Source organism: Nonomuraea sp. N2-4H, from assembly GCF_045291505.1.
Classification (GTDB): domain Bacteria; phylum Actinomycetota; class Actinomycetes; order Streptosporangiales; family Streptosporangiaceae; genus Nonomuraea; species Nonomuraea fastidiosa.
Genome location: NZ_CP147987.1, coordinates 711,192 through 732,237, shown reverse-complemented (window position 1 = coordinate 732,237; position 21,046 = coordinate 711,192). Strand labels below are relative to the sequence as shown.

20 protein-coding genes and 1 pseudogene are annotated in these 21,046 nt (G+C 71.6%); 12 read left to right on the top strand and 9 right to left on the bottom strand.

What is annotated here, in order from left to right; translation table 11 throughout:
* The first annotated feature begins 37 nt into the window (after positions 1-37).
* Positions 38-634 carry a response regulator transcription factor gene (locus WBK31_RS03360; protein ID WP_364057701.1) on the top strand — a complete coding sequence of 199 codons (597 nt, stop codon included), beginning with the start codon at positions 38-40 and terminating at the stop codon, positions 632-634.
* A 141-nt stretch (positions 635-775) separates the two neighbouring features.
* On the opposite strand, the gene WBK31_RS03355 is transcribed toward WBK31_RS03360, so the two are convergent.
* Complete coding sequence (locus WBK31_RS03355) at positions 776-1,891, bottom strand: PP2C family protein-serine/threonine phosphatase (RefSeq protein WP_378784716.1); 1,116 nt, start codon at positions 1,889-1,891, stop codon at positions 776-778.
* A 119-nt stretch (positions 1,892-2,010) separates the two neighbouring features.
* Between WBK31_RS03355 and WBK31_RS03350 the strand changes: the two genes are divergently transcribed.
* Together WBK31_RS03350 and WBK31_RS03345 are read left to right on the top strand one after the other, a co-directional pair.
* Positions 2,011-3,240 carry a GNAT family N-acetyltransferase gene (locus WBK31_RS03350; RefSeq protein ID WP_378784718.1) on the top strand — a complete coding sequence of 410 codons (1,230 nt, stop codon included), beginning with the start codon at positions 2,011-2,013 and terminating at the stop codon, positions 3,238-3,240.
* Between the two features lie 116 nt (positions 3,241-3,356).
* Positions 3,357-3,503, top strand: coding sequence for a hypothetical protein (locus WBK31_RS03345; protein WP_355420198.1), 147 nt, complete (start codon positions 3,357-3,359; stop codon positions 3,501-3,503).
* On the opposite strand, the gene WBK31_RS03340 is transcribed toward WBK31_RS03345, so the two are convergent.
* Positions 3,504-3,974, bottom strand: a complete 471-nt coding sequence (locus WBK31_RS03340; RefSeq protein WP_364057713.1) for a ribose-5-phosphate isomerase — start codon at positions 3,972-3,974, stop codon at positions 3,504-3,506.
* A gap of 98 nt (positions 3,975-4,072) precedes the next feature.
* Between WBK31_RS03340 and def the strand changes: the two genes are divergently transcribed.
* Positions 4,073-4,558, top strand: a complete 486-nt coding sequence (gene def, locus WBK31_RS03335; protein ID WP_364057716.1) for a peptide deformylase — start codon at positions 4,073-4,075, stop codon at positions 4,556-4,558.
* A 10-nt stretch (positions 4,559-4,568) separates the two neighbouring features.
* On the top strand, positions 4,569-5,300 hold the full coding sequence (locus WBK31_RS03330) for an SDR family oxidoreductase (RefSeq protein ID WP_364057719.1): 732 nt from the start codon (positions 4,569-4,571) through the stop codon (positions 5,298-5,300).
* A 315-nt stretch (positions 5,301-5,615) separates the two neighbouring features.
* Here WBK31_RS03330 and WBK31_RS03325 read toward each other — a convergent pair whose 3' ends face one another.
* Together WBK31_RS03325 and WBK31_RS03320 are read right to left on the bottom strand one after the other, a co-directional pair.
* Positions 5,616-7,019 carry an aldehyde dehydrogenase family protein gene (locus tag WBK31_RS03325; RefSeq protein WP_364057722.1) on the bottom strand — a complete coding sequence of 468 codons (1,404 nt, stop codon included), beginning with the start codon at positions 7,017-7,019 and terminating at the stop codon, positions 5,616-5,618.
* Between the two features lie 100 nt (positions 7,020-7,119).
* Positions 7,120-7,740 (bottom strand): disulfide bond formation protein DsbA, encoded by a 621-nt coding sequence (locus WBK31_RS03320; RefSeq protein WP_364057725.1) that lies wholly within the window; start codon positions 7,738-7,740, stop codon positions 7,120-7,122.
* Between the two features lie 89 nt (positions 7,741-7,829).
* On the opposite strand from WBK31_RS03320, the gene pepN reads away from it, so the two are divergent.
* The 3 genes from pepN (at position 7,830) to WBK31_RS03305 (ending at position 12,917) form a co-directional block, all read left to right on the top strand.
* On the top strand, positions 7,830-10,394 hold the full coding sequence (gene pepN / locus WBK31_RS03315; RefSeq protein WP_364057728.1) for an aminopeptidase N: 2,565 nt from the start codon (positions 7,830-7,832) through the stop codon (positions 10,392-10,394).
* 94 nt (positions 10,395-10,488) lie between these two features.
* On the top strand, positions 10,489-11,796 hold the full coding sequence (locus WBK31_RS03310; RefSeq protein ID WP_406674313.1) for a protein kinase domain-containing protein: 1,308 nt from the start codon (positions 10,489-10,491) through the stop codon (positions 11,794-11,796).
* 170 nt (positions 11,797-11,966) lie between these two features.
* On the top strand, positions 11,967-12,917 hold the full coding sequence (locus tag WBK31_RS03305; RefSeq protein WP_364057734.1) for a hypothetical protein: 951 nt from the start codon (positions 11,967-11,969) through the stop codon (positions 12,915-12,917).
* Positions 12,918-12,999: 82 nt separating this feature from the next.
* Here the strand turns inward: WBK31_RS03305 and WBK31_RS03300 are convergent, their stop codons facing one another.
* Genes WBK31_RS03300 through WBK31_RS03290 form a run of 3 tightly spaced genes read right to left on the bottom strand, consistent with a single transcriptional unit; the run spans position 13,000 to position 15,166 of the window.
* On the bottom strand, positions 13,000-13,362 hold the full coding sequence (locus tag WBK31_RS03300; RefSeq protein WP_364057737.1) for a TPM domain-containing protein: 363 nt from the start codon (positions 13,360-13,362) through the stop codon (positions 13,000-13,002).
* A gap of 54 nt (positions 13,363-13,416) precedes the next feature.
* Complete coding sequence (locus tag WBK31_RS03295) at positions 13,417-13,707, bottom strand: hypothetical protein (protein ID WP_364057740.1); 291 nt, start codon at positions 13,705-13,707, stop codon at positions 13,417-13,419.
* A gap of 52 nt (positions 13,708-13,759) precedes the next feature.
* On the bottom strand, positions 13,760-15,166 hold the full coding sequence (locus WBK31_RS03290) for an amidase (RefSeq protein ID WP_406674312.1): 1,407 nt from the start codon (positions 15,164-15,166) through the stop codon (positions 13,760-13,762).
* Between the two features lie 140 nt (positions 15,167-15,306).
* Between WBK31_RS03290 and WBK31_RS03285 the strand changes: the two genes are divergently transcribed.
* From WBK31_RS03285 to WBK31_RS03270, 4 genes and pseudogenes are all read left to right on the top strand, one after another.
* Positions 15,307-16,137: a nuclease-related domain-containing protein gene (locus WBK31_RS03285; protein WP_364057746.1), complete on the top strand. Its 831-nt coding sequence runs from the start codon at positions 15,307-15,309 to the stop codon at positions 16,135-16,137.
* Between the two features lie 232 nt (positions 16,138-16,369).
* Positions 16,370-18,208: a dihydroxy-acid dehydratase gene (gene ilvD, locus WBK31_RS03280; RefSeq protein ID WP_378784725.1), complete on the top strand. Its 1,839-nt coding sequence runs from the start codon at positions 16,370-16,372 to the stop codon at positions 18,206-18,208.
* A 242-nt stretch (positions 18,209-18,450) separates the two neighbouring features.
* Positions 18,451-18,951 carry a WYL domain-containing protein gene (locus WBK31_RS03275; RefSeq protein ID WP_364057752.1) on the top strand — a complete coding sequence of 167 codons (501 nt, stop codon included), beginning with the start codon at positions 18,451-18,453 and terminating at the stop codon, positions 18,949-18,951.
* Positions 18,952-19,044: 93 nt separating this feature from the next.
* Positions 19,045-19,800: pseudogene (locus tag WBK31_RS03270) on the top strand (serine hydrolase); the annotation flags it as partial.
* Positions 19,801-20,025: 225 nt separating this feature from the next.
* On the opposite strand, the gene WBK31_RS03265 reads toward WBK31_RS03270, so the two are convergent.
* On the bottom strand, positions 20,026-20,229 hold the full coding sequence (locus WBK31_RS03265) for a zinc ribbon domain-containing protein (RefSeq protein ID WP_364059533.1): 204 nt from the start codon (positions 20,227-20,229) through the stop codon (positions 20,026-20,028).
* An 18-nt stretch (positions 20,230-20,247) separates the two neighbouring features.
* Positions 20,248-21,045, bottom strand: coding sequence for a GNAT family N-acetyltransferase (locus WBK31_RS03260; RefSeq protein WP_406674311.1), 798 nt, complete (start codon positions 21,043-21,045; stop codon positions 20,248-20,250).
* Position 21,046 lies beyond the last annotated feature (1 nt).

Sequence of the window (21,046 nt, the reverse complement as noted above, 5' to 3'; positions counted from 1 at the left end):
CAGACGATCACCCTAAGAGACGATGGAGGGGGGCGTCTTGATCCGCATACTGATCGCCGAGCACCTGCCGCTGGTGCGCCGTGGTCTGCTCGCCACGCTCGGGGCCGAGCCCGACATGCGGGTGGTCGCCGAGACCGGACACGCCGACGAGGTCGTCCTGGCGGCGCAGAGCGCCGATCCCGACGTGGCCGTCGTCGATCTCGACCTTCCCGGGCCGCCGGCGCGCGACCTGCTCGCCGAGCACGCGCCCCGGTGCGGGGTGCTGATCCTGTCGGCCTCGCCCAACCCGGCGCAGGTGCGCGAGGCGCTGGCGGGTCCCGCGCTGGGGTTCATGAGCCTGTGCGTACGCCCCGAGCGCCTGGCCGAGGGCGTGCGCCAGGTGGCCGCGGGCCGGCGGGCGATCGAGCCGGAGCTGGCGGTGGCCGCGCTGCGCTGCGCCGACAACCCGCTGACCAGGCGTGAGCTCGACGTGCTGCGCATCGCGGCGGGCGGCGCGCGTTCGACGGAGATCGCCGACCAGCTCTTCCTGTCGGTCGGCACCGTGCGCAATCACCTGTCGCGCATCATGTGCAAGACGGGCGCGCGCAACCGGCTCGACGCGGTCCGCATCGCGAGCGACTGCGGCTGGCTGTGAGCGGTCCGGCGCGCGGGAGAGTGTCGTGACGGGCCCCGGTGGAGCCGCGCCGCTCCGCCGGGGGCCCGACCCCCTAGAGGATCTCAAGCGGACGGCGGGCGTCGCCAGTGACCGCTGTCACGACTCGTCCCGTGTGAAACGTCACGGGCGCCAGATGAGCACCAGCGCGCAGTCGTCGTTGTGGCCGGAGACCATGGCGTTGACCAGGGCTCTTGCGCCGTCGCGGAAGCCGGAGGGCAGCAGCCGCTCCGCCTCGCCGAGCAGCCGGTCGAGCCCGGCGTCGATGTCGCGGCCCGGCTGCTCGATGAGCCCGTCGGTGAAGAGCAGCAGCGCATCGCCCTTGCGCAGGGTGCCGCTGTCGGGCTCGCAGTGCAGGTCGGGTACGACGCCGAGCACGACGCCCTTGGCGGAGGCGACCTGCCAGTTGCCGGTGCCCGCGTCGAACTTCACCACCGGTGGATGCCCGGCCGAGGTGATCGTGTAGTCGCCGGTGGCGAGGTCGAGTCGCAGGTGCACGGCGGTGACGAAGCCCTCGTCGGCTCGCTGCCTGTGCAGGTAGGCGTTGCAGGCGGGCAGGAAGTCGTCGACGGAGCCGAGCAGCCCGCCGAACGTGCCCGACAGCAGCAGCGCCCGCGTGCCGGCGTCGACGCCCTTGCCCGAGACGTCGACCAGCGCGATCTCGACGGTGTCGCCGTCGCGCATCGAGACGAGGAAGTCGCCGCCGAACGACGAGCCGCCGGCCTGCTTGAGCACGACCTTGGCGCCCCAGTCCTTGGGCAGCGGCGGCAGCTCGCCCTGGCTTTTCAGCCGGTCGCGCAGCTCCAGCAGCATCGCGTCGCCGCGCAGGCCCTGCACGCCGAGCTTGCCCCGGGTGCGCGCCATGAGCACGGCGAGCACGGAGGTGAACAGGATGGTCACGCCGAGCCCGAGCCCGATCCGGCCGACGCCGAGATTGACGGCGATGTAGCCGAGCGCGACACCGACGCCCACCAGCAGCTTGACCAGGCTGCGCAGCCGGAGCTGGAGCCCGCCGACGAGCGTGACGAGGATGAGCAGCGAAGGCGAGAACCACTCGTGGGAGACCTCGGCCGCGAGGAACCCGATCACCAGCGCCAGCACGGTGAGCGTGATGAGCAGGTTACGGTCGCGGGCGATCAGCACGCGCCGGACAAACCGAACGACATGCACCAAGAACGGCACCCGCACCAAGGCGGCGCGGACCCGTGGCGGGATCAGCGGCGCCGGACGGGAACTCATGATGGGCCTGACTGTATCGGTCTGACCCGTGTTTGGGCAGCCCACTTGACCAACGCCTTGATCATTAAGCAGGGATAATTCGGTGGCCCCACCCCTTTGCCCGCTCCTACCGTGGATGAATGACGTACCCGATCCGTCCGATAGACGAGTCGGAGTGGCCGGCGTTCAACCGGGTGCTCCAGGAGGCGTTCGGCTGGACGCTGCATCCCGCTCTTCTTGAGCGGAACAAGGCTCGAACCGAGTTCGACCGTACTCTCGCCGCCTTCGACGGCGACCAGATGGCCGGCGTCACCTCCATCTTCAGCTTCACGATGACGGTGCCAGGCGGGCAGCTGCCCGTCGCGGGGGTGACGGCCGTCGCCGTGCTGCCCTCGCACCGCCGCCGCGGCGTGCTGTCCTCGCTCATGCGCAGGCAGCTCACCGACATCCGGGACCGCGGCGAGCCCGTGGCCGCGCTCTACGCCTCCGAGTCGGTCATCTACGGCCGGTACGGGTACGGAAGGGCGTCCACCAACCTGCCGTTCCGCATCGACACCCACCGCTCGGCGTTCGTGCCGAACGCTCCCCAGGACCCGTCGCTGCGGCTCAGGGTGGCGCAGCCCGCCGAGGTGCGTGCGGAGCTGGAGGAGCTGTTCGCCTCCGTCGTCACCCAGCGCCCGGGCCGTTACGTGCGCAGCCGGGAGATCTGGGACGAAATCTTCGCCGACGAAGAGCCCGATCAGAACGGCCACGGCCCGCTGCGCTCGATCCTGGCCGAAGACGACCAGGGTGTCCGCGGCTACGCGCTGTTCCGCATCAAGGCGTCGTGGGACGACAACGACCTCCCCGCGGGCACGCTGTACCTGGGCGAGATCGAGGCGGCCGACCCGGCCGCCTACGCGCTGCTGTGGCGCAGCGTGCTCGACCGCGACCTGGTCACCCGCGTCGAGACCTACGGCAGGCCGGCCGACGACCCGCTGCTCGCGCTGCTCGCCGACCACCGCCAGGTCCGCGCCCGCTGGTCCGACGAGCTGTGGGTGCGCCTGGTCGAGGTGGACCGCGCGCTGTCGGCGCGGTCGTACTCGGCGCCGGTGGACGCGGTGATCGAGGTCGAGGACGACGTGTGCCCGTGGAACGCGGGCCGCTGGCGGCTGACCGCCGACCTGTCGGGCGCCGAGTGCAAGCCGGTGGACGACGAGCCGGACGTCACGCTGCCGGTGGCCTCGCTCGGCTCGGCCTACCTCGGCGACGGCCTGCTCACCGAGCAGCTTCACGCGGGCCTGCTGCGCGAGCACACCGCGGGCACCGTGCGCAGGCTCGCCACGGCGATGTCGTGGAGCCCGAAGCCGTGGACGGGGCTGGTCTTCTAGGGCCGGTCTTCCAGGGCCGGTCTTCCAGGGCCGGTCTTCCAGGGCCGGTCTTCCAGGGCCGGTTTCCCGGCGCCGGTCCCGCGACCGGCGCCGGATCCTGGCGTAGGCTCGAAGTCATGGCACTGCAAAGTCTGCAGATCACGCCGGTGGTCGCCATGCGCGCCCGCGACGTGTCGAGACCGTCGAAGCAGCAGCAGGAGGCCGCCGACCGGCGGCCCCTGCGTGATGAGATGCCCAGGCGCGAGGCCAAGCGCAAGGGCTGACTACGACGGCAGCGAGGGCAGCTGGCCGATGGTCTCGTAGGAGGTCAGCTGCGCGATGCGCCTGCTGTGACGCTCGCTGCCGGAGAACGCCGTGGAGAGGAAGACCTCCACGAACCTGGTGGCGTCCTCGATGGAGTGCATGCGAGCGCCGACGCTGACGATGTTGGCGTTGTTGTGCTCGCGGGCCAGCCTGGCCGTCTCCTCGCTCCAGGCCAGGGCGGCGCGGATGCCGCGCACCTTGTTGGCGGCGATCTGCTCGCCGTTGCCCGATCCGCCGATCACGATGCCCAGGCTGCCAGGGTCGCCCGCGACGCCCTCGGCCGCGCGCAGCACGAACGCGGGGTAGTCGTCCTCGGCGTCGTAGACGAAGGGACCGCAGTCGGTCACCTCGTGCCCATGGTCCTTCAGCCAGGACACGAGGTGGTTCTTGAGCTCATAGCCGGCATGGTCGGCACCGATGTAGACACGCACGGTTCCAGTCTTTCACAGCCCCCGATGAAGGGTTGCGGCCGCTACAGTAAGGACTCCTAGCCGCATCCAGTCCTTACACGGAAGCGAGAGCAAGACCCATGCGAGAGATCCGGGCCATCGGCGACCCCGTCCTGCGCACGCCCGCGGAGCCGGTGACCGACTTCGACCGCGAGCTGCGCAGGCTCATCGAGGAGATGTTCGAGGCCATGTACGCGGTCAACGGCGTCGGTCTCGCCGCCCCGCAGATCGGCGTGTCGCGGCGGCTGTTCGTCTACGACATCGCCGGGCGCAGGGGACACGTGATCAACCCGGTGCTGACCGTCGACGACTCCGAAGAGGTGATCGACCAGGAGGGCTGCCTGTCGGTGACCGACCGGGGAACGGGCAAGCCGCTCTACGCTCCGGTCGCCCGCGCGGCGGGCGTGTCCGTCGAGGGCCTCGACCGGCTGCAGCGGCCCGTACGGCTCAAGGCCCGCGGCTCGCTGGCCCGCTGCCTGCAGCACGAGACCGACCACCTCGACGGCAAGCTCTATGTTGATCGCCTGCCGCGAACCGAGGCCCGGACGATCCTGCTTCAGGCGTAGCTTGGGCGGCATGAGCGTACTTTCCGGCAAGGGCGCGCTGGTCACCGGCGGCGCCAGAGGCATCGGAAAGGCGATCGTCGAGCGCCTGGCCGCCGACGGCGCCGACGTCGTCTTCTGCTACCGCAGCTCCGACGAGGCGGCCGAGCAGGTCGCCAAGGAAACGGGCGCACACGCCGTACGCGCCGATGTGGGCGACGAGGAGGACCTGCGGCGGCTGTTCGCCGAGGCGGAGGCGCGGCTGCCCGGCCTCGACATCCTGGTCAACAACGCCGCCACCGCCGAGGCGCAAAAGCCCATCGACGCGATCACGAACGAAGATTACGACCGGGTGTTCGCGGTCAACACCAAGGCCGTCTTCCTGGCCATCCAGTGGGCGGGCCGGGTGATGCGCGACAACGGGCGGATCATCAACGTCTCCTCGCTCAACACCCAGGTGCCCGCGCCCACCCTGGCCCTCTACTGCGCCAGCAAGGCGGCGATCGAGCAGTTCGCCAAGGTGGCCGCGCGCGAGCTCGGCGGGCGCGGCATCACGGTCAACGCGGTCTCGTCCGGCGCCACCGACACCGACATGCTGCGCGGGGCCAACCCGCCCGAGGCGCTGGAGCGCACGCCTGCCATGACCGCGCTGGGGCGGCTCGGCAGGCCCGACGACATCGCGGCGGTGGTGGCGTTCCTGGCCGGGCCCGACGGGCGCTGGGTGACCGGCCAGAACATCCTGGCCACGGGCGGCCTGCTCGTCTGAGCCCACGGCGGCGGCACGGGCGGCTGCGCGCCTGAAACGCTCGTGCCGACCGGCCGGGCCGCCCGGCAACCCGGCGGGGCCGACACCAGCAGGGGCGCAAGGTCCCTGTGATGAGGGCGCAGAGCCGGTGAGAGGAGGAGCGCCGCGCGGAGGCGCAGCACCGCCCAGAGGCGCAGAGCCACTCACGCGCAGCGCCACTCGCAGACGCAGCCCCGCTCTGAGGCGGAGCGCTGCTGCGAGAGGCGCAAGGCCGCTTCGCGGCGTGGAGGCGCGTGAGGCAGCGCGGGACGCCGGTCAGAGGTGCCGGGACGCCGGTCAGAGGTGCAGGGCCTTGATCTCGAAGAATTCTTCCAGGCCCTGTTCGCCCAGCTCGCGGCCCAGCCCCGACTGCTTGTAGCCGCCGAAGGGGGCCATCGGGTTGAAGCGGCCGCCGTTGATCGACACCTGACCGGTGCGCAGGCGGCCGGCGACCTCGAGCGCGCGCTCCTGGGTGCCCGCCCAGACGGCACCGGCCAGGCCGTACCGGGTGCCGTTGGCGATCTTGACGGCGTCGTCCTCGTCGAGGTACGGGATCAGCGACAGCACCGGGCCGAAGATCTCCTCCTGCTCGATCGTCATGCCCGGCTCCACGCCCGCGAAGACCGTGGGCTCGACGTAGTAGCCGCGCTCGTGCGGCCGCTCGGTGCCGCCGGCCACCAGCCGGGCGCCCTCCTCCTCGCCCCGGATGATGTAGCGGATGACCCGGTCGCGCTGGGCGGCCGACACCAGCGGGCCGATCTTGGTGGAGTCGTCGAAGGGGTCGCCGACGCGGTAGCCGCGGGCGTACTCGACGGCCAGGCGCACGGCCTCGTCGTACTGGTCGCGCTGGACGAGCATGCGGCTCCAGGCCGAGCAGGTCTGCCCGGCGTTGACGAAGCAGTTGGCCACGCCGACCTTGACCGCGAGCGGCAGGTCGGCGTCGGGCAGGATGACGTTGGCGGACTTGCCGCCGAGCTCGAGCGCCACCCGCTTGACGGTCTCGGCGGCCAGCGAGGCCACCCTGCGGCCCGCGGCGGTGGAGCCGGTGAAGGAGACCATGTCGACGTCGGGGTGGGTGGCCATGGCCTCGCCGACGACGGGCCCGCGGCCGCTGACGAGGTTGAACACGCCGGGCGGCAGTCCCACCTCGTCGAAGATCTCGGTCAGCGCGTACGCGGCGAGCGGCGCCACCTCGCTCGGCTTGAGCACCACCGTGCAGCCGGCGGCCAGCGCGGGCGCGACCTTGCACACGATCTGGTGCAGCGGATAGTTCCACGGCGTGATGGCCGCGACGACGCCGGCGGGCTCCTTGACCACCAGCGAGTTGCCGGTGCGCGTCTCGCGCTGGTGGCTTTCCGCCAGCTCGGCGTAGGAGGCGAGGACGGTCGCGGGCATGAGCGTCTGCACCTTGAGCGCGAACCCCAGCGGCGCACCCATGTCGGTGGCGATCGTCTTGGCCATGTCATGCGATCGCTGTCTCAGCAGCTCCGCCGCCTCGGCGAGCAGCCTGCCCCGCTCGGCGGGGCTCGTGCGCGCCCACGCCGGGAAGGCGCGCCGCGCCGCGGCCACGGCCGACTCGACGTCGTCGGGGGTGCCGGCGGGCACATGGTCGATGACGTCTTCCGTGGCCGGGTTCACGACCTCGATGGGTTCGGCGGAAGCCGATGCGGTCCAGGAGCCGTCGATGTACAGCTGACGCATGACCCCATACTGACAGCGACCGGGCCCTGGACGCGAGGGCTCATCCATAATCAGGGATAAGCCCCTTTACACCGCGACCGACTTTTCTGCTCCCGGAGTGTCAGTCGAACTGCGGACGCTTGGTCCGGGTGCGCTTCAGTTCGAAGAAGTCGTCGTACTGGGTGACCTGGAGGACGCCGTCCCAGAGCTTGCCCGCGTCCTCTCCGCGCAGGATCTTCGTGATCACCGGGCCGAAGAACGCGTTCTGGCCGACGCGGATGATCGGGGTGCCGACCTCCTCGCCGACCAGGCCGATGCCCTCCTCGTGGGAGGCGCGGATGGCCGGGTCCCACTCCTCCGAGCGCATCTCGTCGGCGAGCGAACGGTCGAGGCCGACCTCGTCGAGCGAGTCTTCGATGACCTCGCGCAGCCGCTCGGGCTCCTTGCCGAGGCCCTGGTTGTGCAGCCGGGTGCCGATGGCGGTGTAGAGCCGCCCGATGTACTCCTCGCCGTGCTTGGCGGCGGCCGCGGCGATGACCCGTACGGAGCCCATGCCCTTCGCGGCGCGCTCAAGGTAATCGGCGGGGACGTCCTTCTCCTCGTTGAGGAAGTACAGCGACATCTGCCGCCAGCGCGGCTCGATCGGCCGGACCTTCTCGACCTCGAGCAGCCACCGCGATGTGATCCAGGCGAACGGACACGCGGGGTCGAACCAGAGGTCCACGGGAATCTTCTCTGTCATGTCAGCCCGTAACCTGAGGTGGTTCGGGTCCTATTCCCGGCGTGGCAGGATACCGACAACCCCGACGAAGTGGTGAAAAGGAGCACAAGTTGGCAGGCAACCTGACCCGGGACGAGGCTCGCGAGCGCGCCCGGCTGCTGACGGTCGAGTCGTACGACGTGGCACTCGACCTGACCGAGGGAGACGAGCGCTTCGAGAGCGTCACGAAGGTCCGCTTCACCAGCACCGCTCCTGGGTCGTCCACCTTCATCGACCTGCACGGCGCCAACGTCAGGCGGGTCACGCTCAACGGCGAGGACCTCGACGTGTCGGCCTACGACGCCGAACGCGGGCGCTTCCCGCTGCCGTCGCTGGCCGAGAGCAACGAGCTCGTCATCGACGCCGACTGCACCTACATGCGCACCGGCGAAGGACTCCACCGCTTCGTCGACCCGGTTGACCAGAAGGTCTACCTGCACAGCCAGTTCGAGACGGCCGACGCGCACCGCATGTACGCGTGCTTCGACCAGCCCGATCTCAAGGCGGCGTTCAAGCTCACCGTGCTGGCCCCCGCCGACTGGGAGGTCGTCTCCAACGCGGCCGTCGAGACGGTGACCGACTTGCCCGAGCACAAGGGCAAGCACGGCACGGTGCAGGCGGCCAAGCGGTGGGAGTTCCCGCCCACCCCGGCCATCTCCACCTACATCACCGCGCTGGTGGCCGGGCCGTACCACAAGGTGACCTCCGAGCACGACGGCATCCCGCTCGGCGTCTACTGCCGCGCCTCGCTGGCCGAGCACCTCGACGCCGACAACATCCTCGAGGTCACCCGGCAGGGCTTCGACTTCTTCCACCGGGTGTTCGGCGTGCGCTACCCGTTCGGCAAGTACGACCAGCTCTTCGTGCCCGAGTTCAACGCGGGCGCGATGGAGAACGCGGGCTGCGTGACGTTCCTGGAGGACTACGTCTTCCGCTCCCGTGTCACCGACGCCCTGGTCGAGCGGCGCGCCGAGACGATCCTGCACGAGATGGCCCACATGTGGTTCGGCGACCTCGTCACCATGCGCTGGTGGGACGACCTGTGGCTCAACGAGTCGTTCGCCACCTACATGTCGGTGCTCGCCCAGGCCGAGGCCACCCGGTGGGGCGGCGGCGCGTGGACGACGTTCGCGAACGTGGAGAAGGCCTGGGCCTACCGCCAGGATCAGCTCCCCTCGACGCACCCCATCTCCGCCGACATCCCCGACATGCAGGCGGTCGAGGTCAACTTCGACGGCATCACGTACGCCAAGGGCGCCTCCGTGCTCAAGCAGCTCGTCGCGTACGTGGGGCTGGACAACTTCCTGGCCGGCGTACGCGACTACTTCGCCCAGCACGCCTGGGGCAACACCGAGCTGAAGGACCTGCTCGACGCCCTCGAGCGCACCTCGGGCCGGGACCTGTCCTCCTGGTCGAAGGAGTGGCTGGAGACCTCCTGGGTCAACACGCTGCGGCCGGAGTTCGAGGTGTCCGACGGCCGCTTCACCTCGTTCGAGGTGCTGCAGGAGGCCCCCGCCGACTACCCGACGCTGCGTTCGCACCGCATCGCGATCGGCCTGTACAAGCTCGCCGACGGCGAGCTGACCAGGACCAAGCGGGTCGAGCTCGACGTCGTCGGCGCCCGTACGAAGGTGGCCGAGCTGGTCGGGGCCGAGCAGCCCGACCTGGTGCTGCTCAACGACGACGACCTCACCTACGCCAAGATCCGCCTCGACGAGCGCTCGCTGCGGACGCTGGTCGACGGCGGCATCGCGAAGTTCACCGAGTCGCTGCCGCGCGCGCTGTGCTGGTCGGCGGCCTGGGACATGACCCGCGACGGCGAGATGTCCACCCGCGACTACGTCAGGCTCGTCGTCTCCGGCGTCGCCACGGTCAGCGACCTCACGGTCCTGCAGGCGGTGCTGCGCCAGGCCCGCCAGGCCGTGCAGCAGTACGCCGACCCGGCCTGGCGCGCGGAGGGCCTGGCGCTGCTGGCCACCGAGCTGCGCAAGCTGATCGCCGCCGCAGAGCCGGGCTCCGACCACCAGCTCGCGTTCGTGCAGGCGTTCGCCGCCGTCGCCACCTCGCCCGCCGACCTCGACCTGCTGCAGGACATCCTCGACGGCACCTCGGTGCCCGAGGGCCTGGCCGTGGACACCGACCTGCGCTGGACGCTGCTGCAGGCGCTGGTCTCCGGCGGGCGGCGCGGCGCGGACGACATCGAGGCCGAGCTGCGCCGCGACCCCACCGCCACCGGCGAGCGCTCGGCCGCCACGTGCCGGGCCGCCATCCCGACGGCCGAGGCCAAGGCGGCGGCGTGGGAGCGCATCGTGAGCGGCAAGCTGGCCAACCACATCGCCAGGGCCACCATCGCCGGGTTCCAGGACCCGCACCACGTGGAGCTGCTCGCGCCGTACCGGGAGAAGTACTTCGCCGAGGTCGGGCGCATCTACAAGGAGTGGACGTTCGACCAGGCGTCGACGTTCGCCACGGGCTGCTTCCCCGCGCTGCTCATCGAGCCGGCCACGGTGGAGGCCGCCCAGCGCTTCCTCGACGACGCCCAGCCGCCGCAGGCGCTGCGCCGGCTCGTCCTGGAGGGCGCCGACGGCGTCGGCCGCGCCCTGCGCAACCGGGAGAAGGACGCCGCTTCGGCCTGAATCGGGTCTCATCGGTGTAGCCGGTAGGTCTCGGTGGCCTACCGGCTACACGGAGTTGACGGTGTCGCCGCGGCAGCGGTGTTAGCCTCGAACAGTGCTAGGCCCGGGGACCACCCTCAACGACCGCTACGTGCTCGGCGACCGCCTCGGCGGAGGCGGCATGGGCGAGGTCTGGCGTGCCGACGACACCGTGCTCGGCCGCACGGTCGCGGTCAAGGTGCTGATGCCGGCGCTCAGCGAGGACCCGACCTTCATCCAGCGCTTCCAGAACGAAGCCAGGGCCATGGCCACCCTGCGGCACCCCGGCGTCGTCGACGTCTACGACTACGGCGTCTGCGAGGTGGAGGGCCGGCGGGTCAGCTTCCTGGTGATGGCCTACGTCGAGGGCGAGTCGCTCGACCGCGTGCTGCGGCGCGGACCGCACGGCGTCGAGGCCACCATGCGGCTGGTCGCGGAGGTCGCCGACGCGCTGGCCGCCGCCCACGCCCAGGGCATCGTCCACCGCGACGTCAAACCGGCCAACCTCATGGTCAGGGCCGGCGGCGGCGTGGTGCTCACCGACTTCGGCATCGCCCACTCGGCCTCGGCGGGCAACCTCACCGCGACCGGCACCATGCTCTGCTCGGCCGGCTACTGCGCGCCCGAGATGGCCACCGCCAGCGACGTCACGCCGGCCGTCGACATCTACGCGCTCGGCGTGGTGGCGTACGAGTGCCTGAGCGGGCAGCTGCCGTTCCAGGGTGACACCCCCGTACAGATCATCTTCAAGCACCTCAATTCGCCCGTGCCCCGGCTGCCCGACAGCGTGCCGCCGGGGCCGCGGCAGGTCGTCGCCAGGGCGCTGGAGAAGTCGCCCGAGGCGCGCTGGCAGTCCGCGCCGCAGATGGCCGAGGCGGCGCGCAGGGCGCTCAGCGCGCCGCGCGAGCTGCCCGCGCCGCGGCGGCGCAGCAAGGCCCTGCGGGCCGGGCTCACCATGGCCGTCGCCGTGCTCGTGACGGCCGTCATGGCCGGGTGGGTGTGGTGGCGTCCCGCCGAGCCGACCAGCGGCGGGGCCACCGTCTCGCCGCCCACCTTCCTCGGCACGCCGGTCGACATCGAGCCGCCCACGCCGACGGCCGGCACCAAGCGGCCTACGACGCAGCCGGTCAAGCGCTCACACACCCCCAAGCCGACGGCGTCCGTCAAGTCGCCCGTGCCCACCGCCCCGCAGCCCAGTGTGGAGCCCACCACCCCCACCCGCACGCCCACGTCGCCGCCCACCACGACCTCCGAGCCCGAGCCAGAGCCCGAGCCGACGGACGAGCAGCCGACGCTGACGCCCGGGCCGGAGGAGCCCACCGCGGAGCCGTCGATCGGCAAGCCGCCCGGCAAGATCCAGTGCATCCGCGCCCCTTGCCCCTGACCTCCGCCCGCTGGTGGCCGTAGCGCCAGTTCGGCTTGTGCTGACGGGCGCCGCTGCGGCGGCTCACGCGTTCGGTTCCGGCGCGCCTCGGCCGGGGCGTTCCACGCTCGGGTCGCGGCGAGAAGGGGTTCATTTCCGTAATCGTCGGCCGAACGTGAGAAAGTCGTCGCGTGGACTCGACTCGTGACCTGCTCATCGCCCTCGCCCGCCGCTACGCCTTCGCCGATCTCGGCGCGCTCGTATCCGCCGCGGAGATCGCGGACGTGTGCGAGTTCGGGCAGCGGCTGCTCTCGCTCGACGCCGAGGACTTCGCGGCCGAGGCCCGCGCGGTGCCCGCCGACCTGCGGCGGCAGGCCCGCGCATGCCACATGCCGCAGACCCCGCGCCAGCAGCCGCGCGGTGCCCTGGAGTCGCTGCGGCCCGCGTACGGACTGCTGCTGGAGGTCATCGCGGCCCGGTGGGACCGGCGCGAGCTCAGCCCGATGATCGCGGCCGTGCACATCGCCAGCGAGTACCTGCCGCTGCTGGCGTTCGAGCCGCAGCTCGGCCACGCCGGGGACCCGGCGAAGTGGCCGGAGGGGCTGAGCGCGGTGGGGAGCAGGTTCGGGGTGATCGGGGATCGGGAGTGCGATCACACCAAGTCCGAGCAGTCCGCCACGAACCGTACGTTGCGCGTGTCGGTGGAGCCCGCCGAGGGGTGGCGGGCGTACTTCGACCGGCAGCACAGCCAGGTGGCCGGGGCGCTGGCGGTGTGCGTGGCCACCTGCCGCAACCCCTGCACGGCCATGGATTGGATCGATCCCGAGGCGCGGGCCGGCCTGGAGACGCGGGCCCGTACGGCGCTGGCCTTCGCCGACACCCCGCTCGTACGGCTGCGCCACGCGGCGCCGGTGGGCCACGGGTTCGGGGTGCCGTCGCCGGAGGAGGTGCTGGACGCCTGGGAGCGCAGCCGGGCCACGCTGGACAAGAACGCCGTGGGCGCGGCCGCGCTGAAGGACGACGGGTTCCCGCTGCCGGGGCTGCCGTCGCTGTTCTCGGCGATCGCCGACTCCCCCATTGAGCCGTCGAGGCTGCTGGAGGGCGTCAGCAAGCACATCATCACCCTCCTCGAACGTCTCTGAGTCCCCTCCTCGCCGTCCCCTCCCCGCCGTCCCCTCCTCGCCGCCGTCCTGCCGCTCCCGGCGCGGCGGTACGCGACCGAGGTCAGCGGCGGGCCGTGGCCTGCTCGCCCAGGGCGGCGACGCCGTACAGGAGGCCGCCGGCGATGTCGCCCACGCTGAACGCGGTGGCCATCGACATCGCGACGAGGCGGCAGGCGGCATCGCTGAGCCGCCGCCTGGCGTTCTCGCCGGTGACGATCTCCAGGCCGCGCCCCGCCGGGTCGACGAAGACGACCACGGCGTCGGGGGCCTCGGGGCCGAGCGCGGCGTGCAGGCGTTCGGCGAAGTGGCGGCGCGGGCCGGCGGGTTCGCCCAGGTAGAGGGCGAAGCGCAGGCCGCTGCGACGCTCGGCGGTGTGCAGCGCCTGCCTGATGTCGTCGGCCTGCGCGGCGGTCAGTCCCCGCATCGGGCACCTCCCCGCGACCCGGCTTGCGCGGCGGTCAGTCCTCGCACGGCCGCCTCACCAGCCCGCTGAGGCGCCGCCGACGCGGCCGCTCGGTTCGGCGGTCTCGGCGAGGGCGCGCCAGTCGTGCTCAGGCGTCTCGGCCCACTGCGGCACCCGGTCCGCCAGCACCACGCCGGACGTGCTCACTCCGCGTTCGCTCCTGGAGGGACCGCCCAGCCAGACGGGGCCGGAGCGGTCGGGGCGGGGCCCGCCGCGTCCGGGCACCAGGACGAGCAGGCTGATCAGAACGAACAGCCCCATGGACCCCCCGATGAGGACGAGCAGGATCTCTGCCGCGCTGTTCATGCCATGACCGTAGACCGCACCGTTGAGTCCGGCCAGACCCGGCGCGGGTGTCTCACCAGATCGGTGGCCGCCGGTCGCCCCAGAAGCCGCCCTTGGCCGCCTCGACCTGGGCCGACAGGGAGATCAGCAGGCCCTCGCCGCCGATCCGGCCGGCCAGCATGACGCCGATGGGCAGCCCGTCGGCGCTCCAGTGGAGCGGGAGGTTCACGGCGGGCTGGCCGGTGACGTTGTAGATGGCGGGGAAGGCGGCGAAGCGCTTCATCCGCTCGAACGTCTCCTCGGGATCGTGCACGTCCTCGAACCAGCCGACGGGGCGCGGCGGCTGGGTGACGGTCGGGGTGAGGACGGCGTCGTAGGCGTTCGTGATCTCCAGGGCGGCGCGGGTGGCGAGCTGGAGCCGTGCCTGCGCCTGGAGGAAGTCGGGCGCGGTGGTGGCGTCGCCGCGCTCGCGCAGCCAGCGGGTGAGCGGCCGCAGCAGGTGCTCGTTCTCCTTGGGTACGGGGTGCATGCAGGCGAAGGCGTACCAGAGGGTGACGAACGCGGGCACCAGCTCGGGGCCGAAGGGCCGGGGGATCTCGACGACGTCGTGGCCGAGGTCGGCGAGGGTCTTGGCGGCCTCCTCGTACGCGAGCAGCACCTCAGGATGGACCTCCGCCTCCGGCACGACGGGATCGGCGTAGCGGGCGATGCGCAGCCGTCCGGGTTCGCGGCGGGCGCACTCCAGGAACGTGCCCTCGTGCGGCGGCGCCAGGTAGAGGTCGCCGGGCATGTTGTGCGCCATGACGTCGAGCAGGGCGGCGGCGTCGGCGACGGTCCTCGCGATGGGGCCGTTGGTGGACAGCCCGGCCAGGTCGGGGATGATCGGGGCGAAGCTGATGCGGCCGCGCGTGGGCTTGATGCCGTACAGGCCGCAGACGGAGGCGGGGATGCGGATCGAGCCGGCGCCGTCGCTGCCCTGGGCGGCGGGGGCGAGCCCGGCGGCCACGGCCGCGGCGGCTCCCCCGCTGGATCCGCCCGCCGACGTGCGCGGGTCCCACGGGGAGCGGGCGGGCGGTCCGACCGCGGTCTCGGTGTAGCAGGGCAGGCCGAACTCGGGCGTGGCGGTCTTGCCGAGCATGATCGTGCCGGCCTCGCGCAGGCGTACGACGATGGTGTCGTCCACGGGCGCCACGAAGTCACGGTACGTGGCCGAGCCGAAACCGATCGGAACGTCCTTCACCAGGTTAAGATCTTTCACCGGGACGGGCACTCCGGCGAGCGGTCCGTCGGGCAGCTCGCGTTCCATGCGTCGTGCCTGGTCGAGTGCCTGCTCGCCGGTCACGGTCACGTACGCTCCGATGCCCGGGTCGATGCGTTCGATCCGGTCGAGGTAGTGGCGCGTGAGCTCGACGGGTGAGATGTCGCGCGAACGGATGGAGCGGGCTTGATCGAGCGCGGAGAGCTCATGGAGTTCAGGCACGTTCGGACCCCTCGGGCATCTCTAGAGAAGAACAGAAGACATACCCCGAAAACCTGCGTGGAACACGATGAGCCGGGCCATAAAACTATGGACGCGGCAACACTAGGAATCGATTGAAACCCCGGGCTACGGTGAGTTGCGTGGACTCCGACAACCAGCGTGAAGACGGTCACAACACCTCGCCCATCTGGGTGAGCGACCGGCCAGAAAGCAGCGAGCAGACCGCCGCTGCGAAGCCTTCGGCGCCCACTTCCACGTACGCGCCGGTCGAGCGCGCGTCCGTGCTCAGCCTGCTGCAGCAACCACGGGTCCGCCGCCTGCGCAACCGCGTCCTGCTGGGCGTGGCCGTCGCGATCGTGGTGGGCTTCCTCGTGCGCGACTGGCGGATCGGAGTGACCGCCGGTGTGATCGCGGCCATCGCGGAGGCGATCTACCGTTCGCGGTCCAACTCGTCCGTGCCCGCGTGGCGGCGCACGTCGGTGGCCGAGCGCCGCACCGAAGCGCAGTTGCGCAGACTCGAACGCAGCGGCTACCGCACGCTGCACGCCCGGGCGATTCCGGGCAGCGAGGCGCAGATCGACCATCTGGTGGTGGGTCCCACGGGCGTCTACGCGGTCGACTCCGAGAAGTGGGATCGCCGTCTGCCCGTACGCGTGCAGATGGGCAAGAAGCTCTTCCACGGCCCGTTCGACAAGAAGGACCGGCTCTCCGAGGCCAAGTGGGAGGCGTCCGAGGCCAGCAAGCTGATCAGCGAGAAGTTCGGCCGCGAGATCTCGGTCGTGCCGTCGCTGGCCATCTACGGCCCCGCGGTCCCATGGAAGATCATGACCATTCGCGACGTGGACGTCTACGAGGGCCACCGGGCTCGCAAGTGGATCACCAAGCGCGAGCGGGCGCTGACCGCCGCCGAGATCGACCGCATCTACGAGATCGCCGCGCAGGTGCTGCCCCCGCGTTACGGCGAGGACTGATCCCCCCACGCCCCTTCGGCGAGCCCCTGCTCTCCGCCGGGATCCCCGCGATCCCCCGCTGACGTCACCGGCCGCCCGCCTCGCTCTCCGAGGCGGGCGGCCGCTTGTCATGGCCTCGTCGATCTTGAAGGGCACGATCGGATAACGGCTGTCCGCCGTCTGGACAGTCGTCTCATTTACCGGGCGGTGGTCGTACCATGTGAAGACTCACTAAGCGATGGGAGAAGCGCCAATGCCCGCCCTCAGGTCACGTACAGTCACCCATGGCAGGAACATGGCCGGTGCCCGGGCCCTGCTCCGGGCGACCGGCGTAGCCGGGAGCGATTTCGGCAAGCCCATCATCGCGGTGGCCAATAGCTTCACGCAGTTCGTCCCCGGTCATGTGCATCTGCGCGAGGTGGGCGATGTGGTGTCCGCGGCGATCAGGGAGGCCGGGGCGATCCCCCGCGAGTTCAACACGATCGCGGTCGACGACGGCATCGCCATGGGCCACGGCGGCATGCTCTACTCGCTGCCGTCGCGCGAGCTGATCGCCGACGCCGTCGAATACATGGTCAACGCCCACTGTGCCGACGCGCTGATCTGTGTCTCCAACTGTGACAAGATCACGCCGGGCATGCTGCTCGCGGCGTTCCGGCTGAACATCCCGACGATCTTCGTGTCGGGCGGTCCCATGGAGGCCGGCAAGACGCCCGGCAAGAAGCTCGACCTGATCGACCCCATGATCGCCTCCGCCGACGACTCCGTCTCCGACGCCGAGCTGCTGCAGATGGAGGAGAACGCCTGCCCGACCTGCGGCTCGTGCTCCGGCATGTTCACCGCCAACTCGATGAACTGCCTGACCGAGGCCATCGGCCTGGCGCTGCCCGGCAACGGCACCGTGCTGGCCACCCACAAGGCCCGCAAGCAGCTCTTCGAGGACGCCGGCAGGAAGCTCGTCGAGATCACCCGCCGCTACTACGAGGACGGCGACGAGTCGGTGCTGCCGCGCTCGATCGCCACCCGCGAGGCGTTCGAGAACGCGATGGCACTCGACGTCGCCATGGGCGGCTCGACCAACACGATCCTGCACCTGCTGGCCGCCGCCCGCGAGGCGCAGGTCGACTTCGGGCTCAAGGAGATCAACGAGCTCTCGCTGCGGGTGCCGTGCCTGTGCAAGGTCGCCCCCGCCACCGCGAAGTACCACGTCGAGGACGTTCACCGCGCCGGCGGCATCCCCGCCATCCTGGGCGAGCTCGACCGGGCCGGGCTGATCCACCGCGACGTGAACACGGTCGCCGGCGGCACGCTCGGCGACGTGCTGGCCGCCTGGGACGTGCGCTCGCCGTCGGTCAAGCCCGAGGCCGTCGAGCTGTGGCACGCGGCGCCCGGCAACGTCCGCACGGTCAAGGCGTATTCCCAGGACAACCGCTGGGACACCCTCGACCTCGACCGCGAGAACGGCTGCATCCGCGACATCGAGCACGCCTACACCGCAGACGGCGGCCTGGCCGTCCTGTACGGCAACATCGCCCGCGACGGCGCCGTGGTCAAGACCGCCGGCGTGGACGAGTCGATCTGGAAGTTCAGCGGCCCCGCCGTGGTGTTCGAGTCGCAGGAGCAGGCCGTCGACGGCATCCTCGGCGGCCGGGTCAAGGCCGGCGACGTGGTCATCGTCCGGTACGAAGGCCCCAAGGGCGGCCCCGGCATGCAGGAGATGCTCTACCCGACGTCCTTCCTCAAGGGCAAGGGCCTGGGCAAGGCGTGCGCGCTGATCACCGACGGGCGCTTCTCCGGCGGCACCTCCGGTCTGTCCATCGGCCACGCCTCCCCCGAGGCGGCCGAGGGCGGGGCGATCGCGCTGATCGAGGACGGCGACATCATCGACATCGACATCCCCAACCGGACCCTGGAGCTGCGGGTCTCCGATGACGAGCTGGCGCGGCGGCGCGAGCGGCTGCTGGCCGACCTGGGCGGCTACCGTCCGCGCGACCGCAACCGGCCGGTGAGCGCGGCGCTGCAGGCGTACGCGGCGATGACGACGTCCGCCTCCACGGGCGCCTCTCGCGACCTCTCGCAGCTCTCCCGCTGACCTCTGACGGAACGAACCCCCGCCGCCCTCCGGCGGGGGTTCTTCCATGAACGCGGTCGTGGCGTCCGGCTCGGAGCCGTTCGTCGTTCGTCCTGGCCTTCCGCGCGGGCCTCATCCCGCTCGACCTGCCGCGCCTCCGGCCGGACCGGCTGTGGAGCACCCTTCCTGCAGCGCCTGATGAGAGGACTGTCCTTCCGGACAGACTTTCGAAAACTGTCGGCGGTCATCTCTATTGTTGGGGTATGACGACAGTCGTGAAGCACGATTCCCGCCCGCTGACGACCGCCGAGATCGCCGCCCTCGCTCTCTCCCTCGCCCACCTCGGGGCGGGGCCGCAGGCCGTCACCGCACGGCGTGGCCTGCAGCACGCCTTCCAGCACCTCGACCTCGACGACGACGTCATCGCCACCACGCTCACGACCCTCACCGAGCCGCTGCCCGCCGACGTCGCCGCGCGGGCCAGGCTCATGGCCGACGCCATCACCAGCCGGCTCAACGTCCGCCTGCACTACCGCGACGCCTCCGGTCACGTGACCGTCCGTGACGTGGAGCCGGTGACGTGCCTGGTGCACCGCGAATACTGGTACCTCGTCGGCGTGTGCCGGATGCGCCGGGCGATCAGGGCGTTCAGGTTCGACCGGATCATCGCGGTCGAGCCGACGCTGACGCCGTCCAGGCCGCACCTCGCCGACCGCTTCCTGCCGTTCCAGCGCCGCAAGCGGCGCGCGTCCAACGCCGCGTAACACCCGGTCGCCCCTGGGCGCGGCGCGAGATCTGGCCGGGGCTTGACCTGCGACGTCCCGGCCGTTGAAGTGGCGGCTGGCAGGCTCCCGCACATGCGCGTACGGGAGCTGTCGCTGTTCGCCGCCCTGCTGCTCGCCCTCCCCGGCAGTGCCGGGACCAAGGAGGCGGCGCCGCCCCCGAGCCTCCCCGTCCAGCACGCGCCGGCGCCGGCCGAGAGCGCGCCGCCCGCCGACGTGTGGCGGGCCCTCGACCGGCGGCTTGAGCGCTATCTGCGCGGGCGTCCCGGCCGGGCGGCGCTGGCCGTCCACGACCGCACCACGGGCGCCCGCTACGCCTTTCGGGAGCGCGCCTCGTTCCTGCTGGCCAGCGTGGCCAAGGTGGACGTGCTGCTGGCGTTCCTGATGCGGGCGCGGGACCGGCGGCTCAGCGCGTCCGAGCGGCGCCTGGTCTCGCAGATGATCCGGCACAGCGACAACCACTGCGCCCGCGAGCTCTACGCGGCGGTCGGCGGGGCGGACGGCCTGGCCCGCACGCTGCGCAGGCTGGGCGTCAGACACATCGAACCGGGCGCGGCCACGGAGGTGGGCTACACCCGCAGCCGGGCGTCGGAGCAGGTGGAGGTGCTGGAGCGGCTGCTCGTACCCGGTGGGCCGCTGCCCGACCGGGCGCGCCGCTACGCGCTGGAGCTGATGTCGTCGGTGGAGCCGTCGCAGGCGTGGGGCGTCAGCGCGGCGGCCGCGGGCGGCGAGGCGGCGCTCAAGAACGGCTGGCTGCCCGCCGAGCAGCACGGCGGGCTGTGGACGGTCAACAGCGTGGGCCGGCTCATCGTCGCCGGCCACGACCTCGTCATCGCCGTGCTGTCGGAGCGCAGCCCCACCATGGAGGCGGGCGTCGCGACGGTCGAGCGGATGGCGAGGATGGCGGTCGCCGCCGCCACGGGCTGGCCGGCGGCGACCGGAGCACGGCCGCAGGACCACAGCGATGACCGGCCGCGAGGCCGGAACGGTGACCGGCCGGAGGACCGGAGCGGCGACCGGCCGGAGGACCACAGTGACAACCGGCCGAGAGACCGGCTAGGAGGCGCAGCACCCGCCCCCGCAGCAGCCGCCGCCCGCTCGGGGCGCGGCGGCGCTGCCGGTCATCGCGACCGTGGACAGCAGCTTCACCGTGTCGTCGTGGCCCTCGGGGCAGACGGCCGGGTCGTCGGAGGCCGACATCGGACGGGACACCTCGAAGGTGGAGCCGCAGGCGCGGCATCTGAAGTCGTAACGCGGCATGCAGCCATGGTAACCGCGTCAGGCGTACATGACATGGGCGTAGTCGCCGACCGGTTCGTAGCCGATGGCCTGGTAGATGGCGTTGCTGGTGGGGTTGTCCAGGTCGGCGAAGAGCACGACCTCGGCCCCGCGCTCGTCCCTCCCCGTACGGCTGGCGTACGCCGTGACGGCGGCCCCGTAACCGCGTCTGCGGCGTGACGGCGGCGTGTAGACGGGCCCGATGCGGCACACCCCGCCACAGGCAGGCGAGAGCGCGGCCATGGCGACGGGAACGCCGTCGGCCTCCCACACGAACAGCTCCCTGCCGGCCAGCCGCCTGGCGACCCGCTCGACCTCGTCCCCCTCGCCCATGCCGACCTCTTCGCCGAAGGCGTGATACCAGCTCACCAGCAGCGGGAAGTCGCCGGGCACGCAGGGACGGCCCCGGCCCGCGACGTCGGGCACGGCGAGCGTGCCGAGGCGGTAGAGCCGCTCGGAGAGCACCCGCTTGGGCGCGCCGAGCAGCCGGGCGACCTCGGCGGTCACGTCCAGCGGGCCGACGGCCACGGGCAGATCGCCGCCGAACCCGGCCACCAGCGGGGCGACCGCCTCCACGGGCACCGCGAAGAGCCCGGCGGGATGCGGCGGCGTGTGGAAGACCGCGCCGCGCACCTCGCCGTCGACCGTCCACCAGCCGAAACGGGCGCCCTTGGCGGGCATGCCCGCGCGCAGAGCGGCCAGCACCGTGAGCGCGACGGTATTGCGGACCGGGTCGCCGAGCAGGAAGGGCTCGGCGACCGCGGCGTACTCCTCGACGTCCGAGGTGAAGGTCCACATG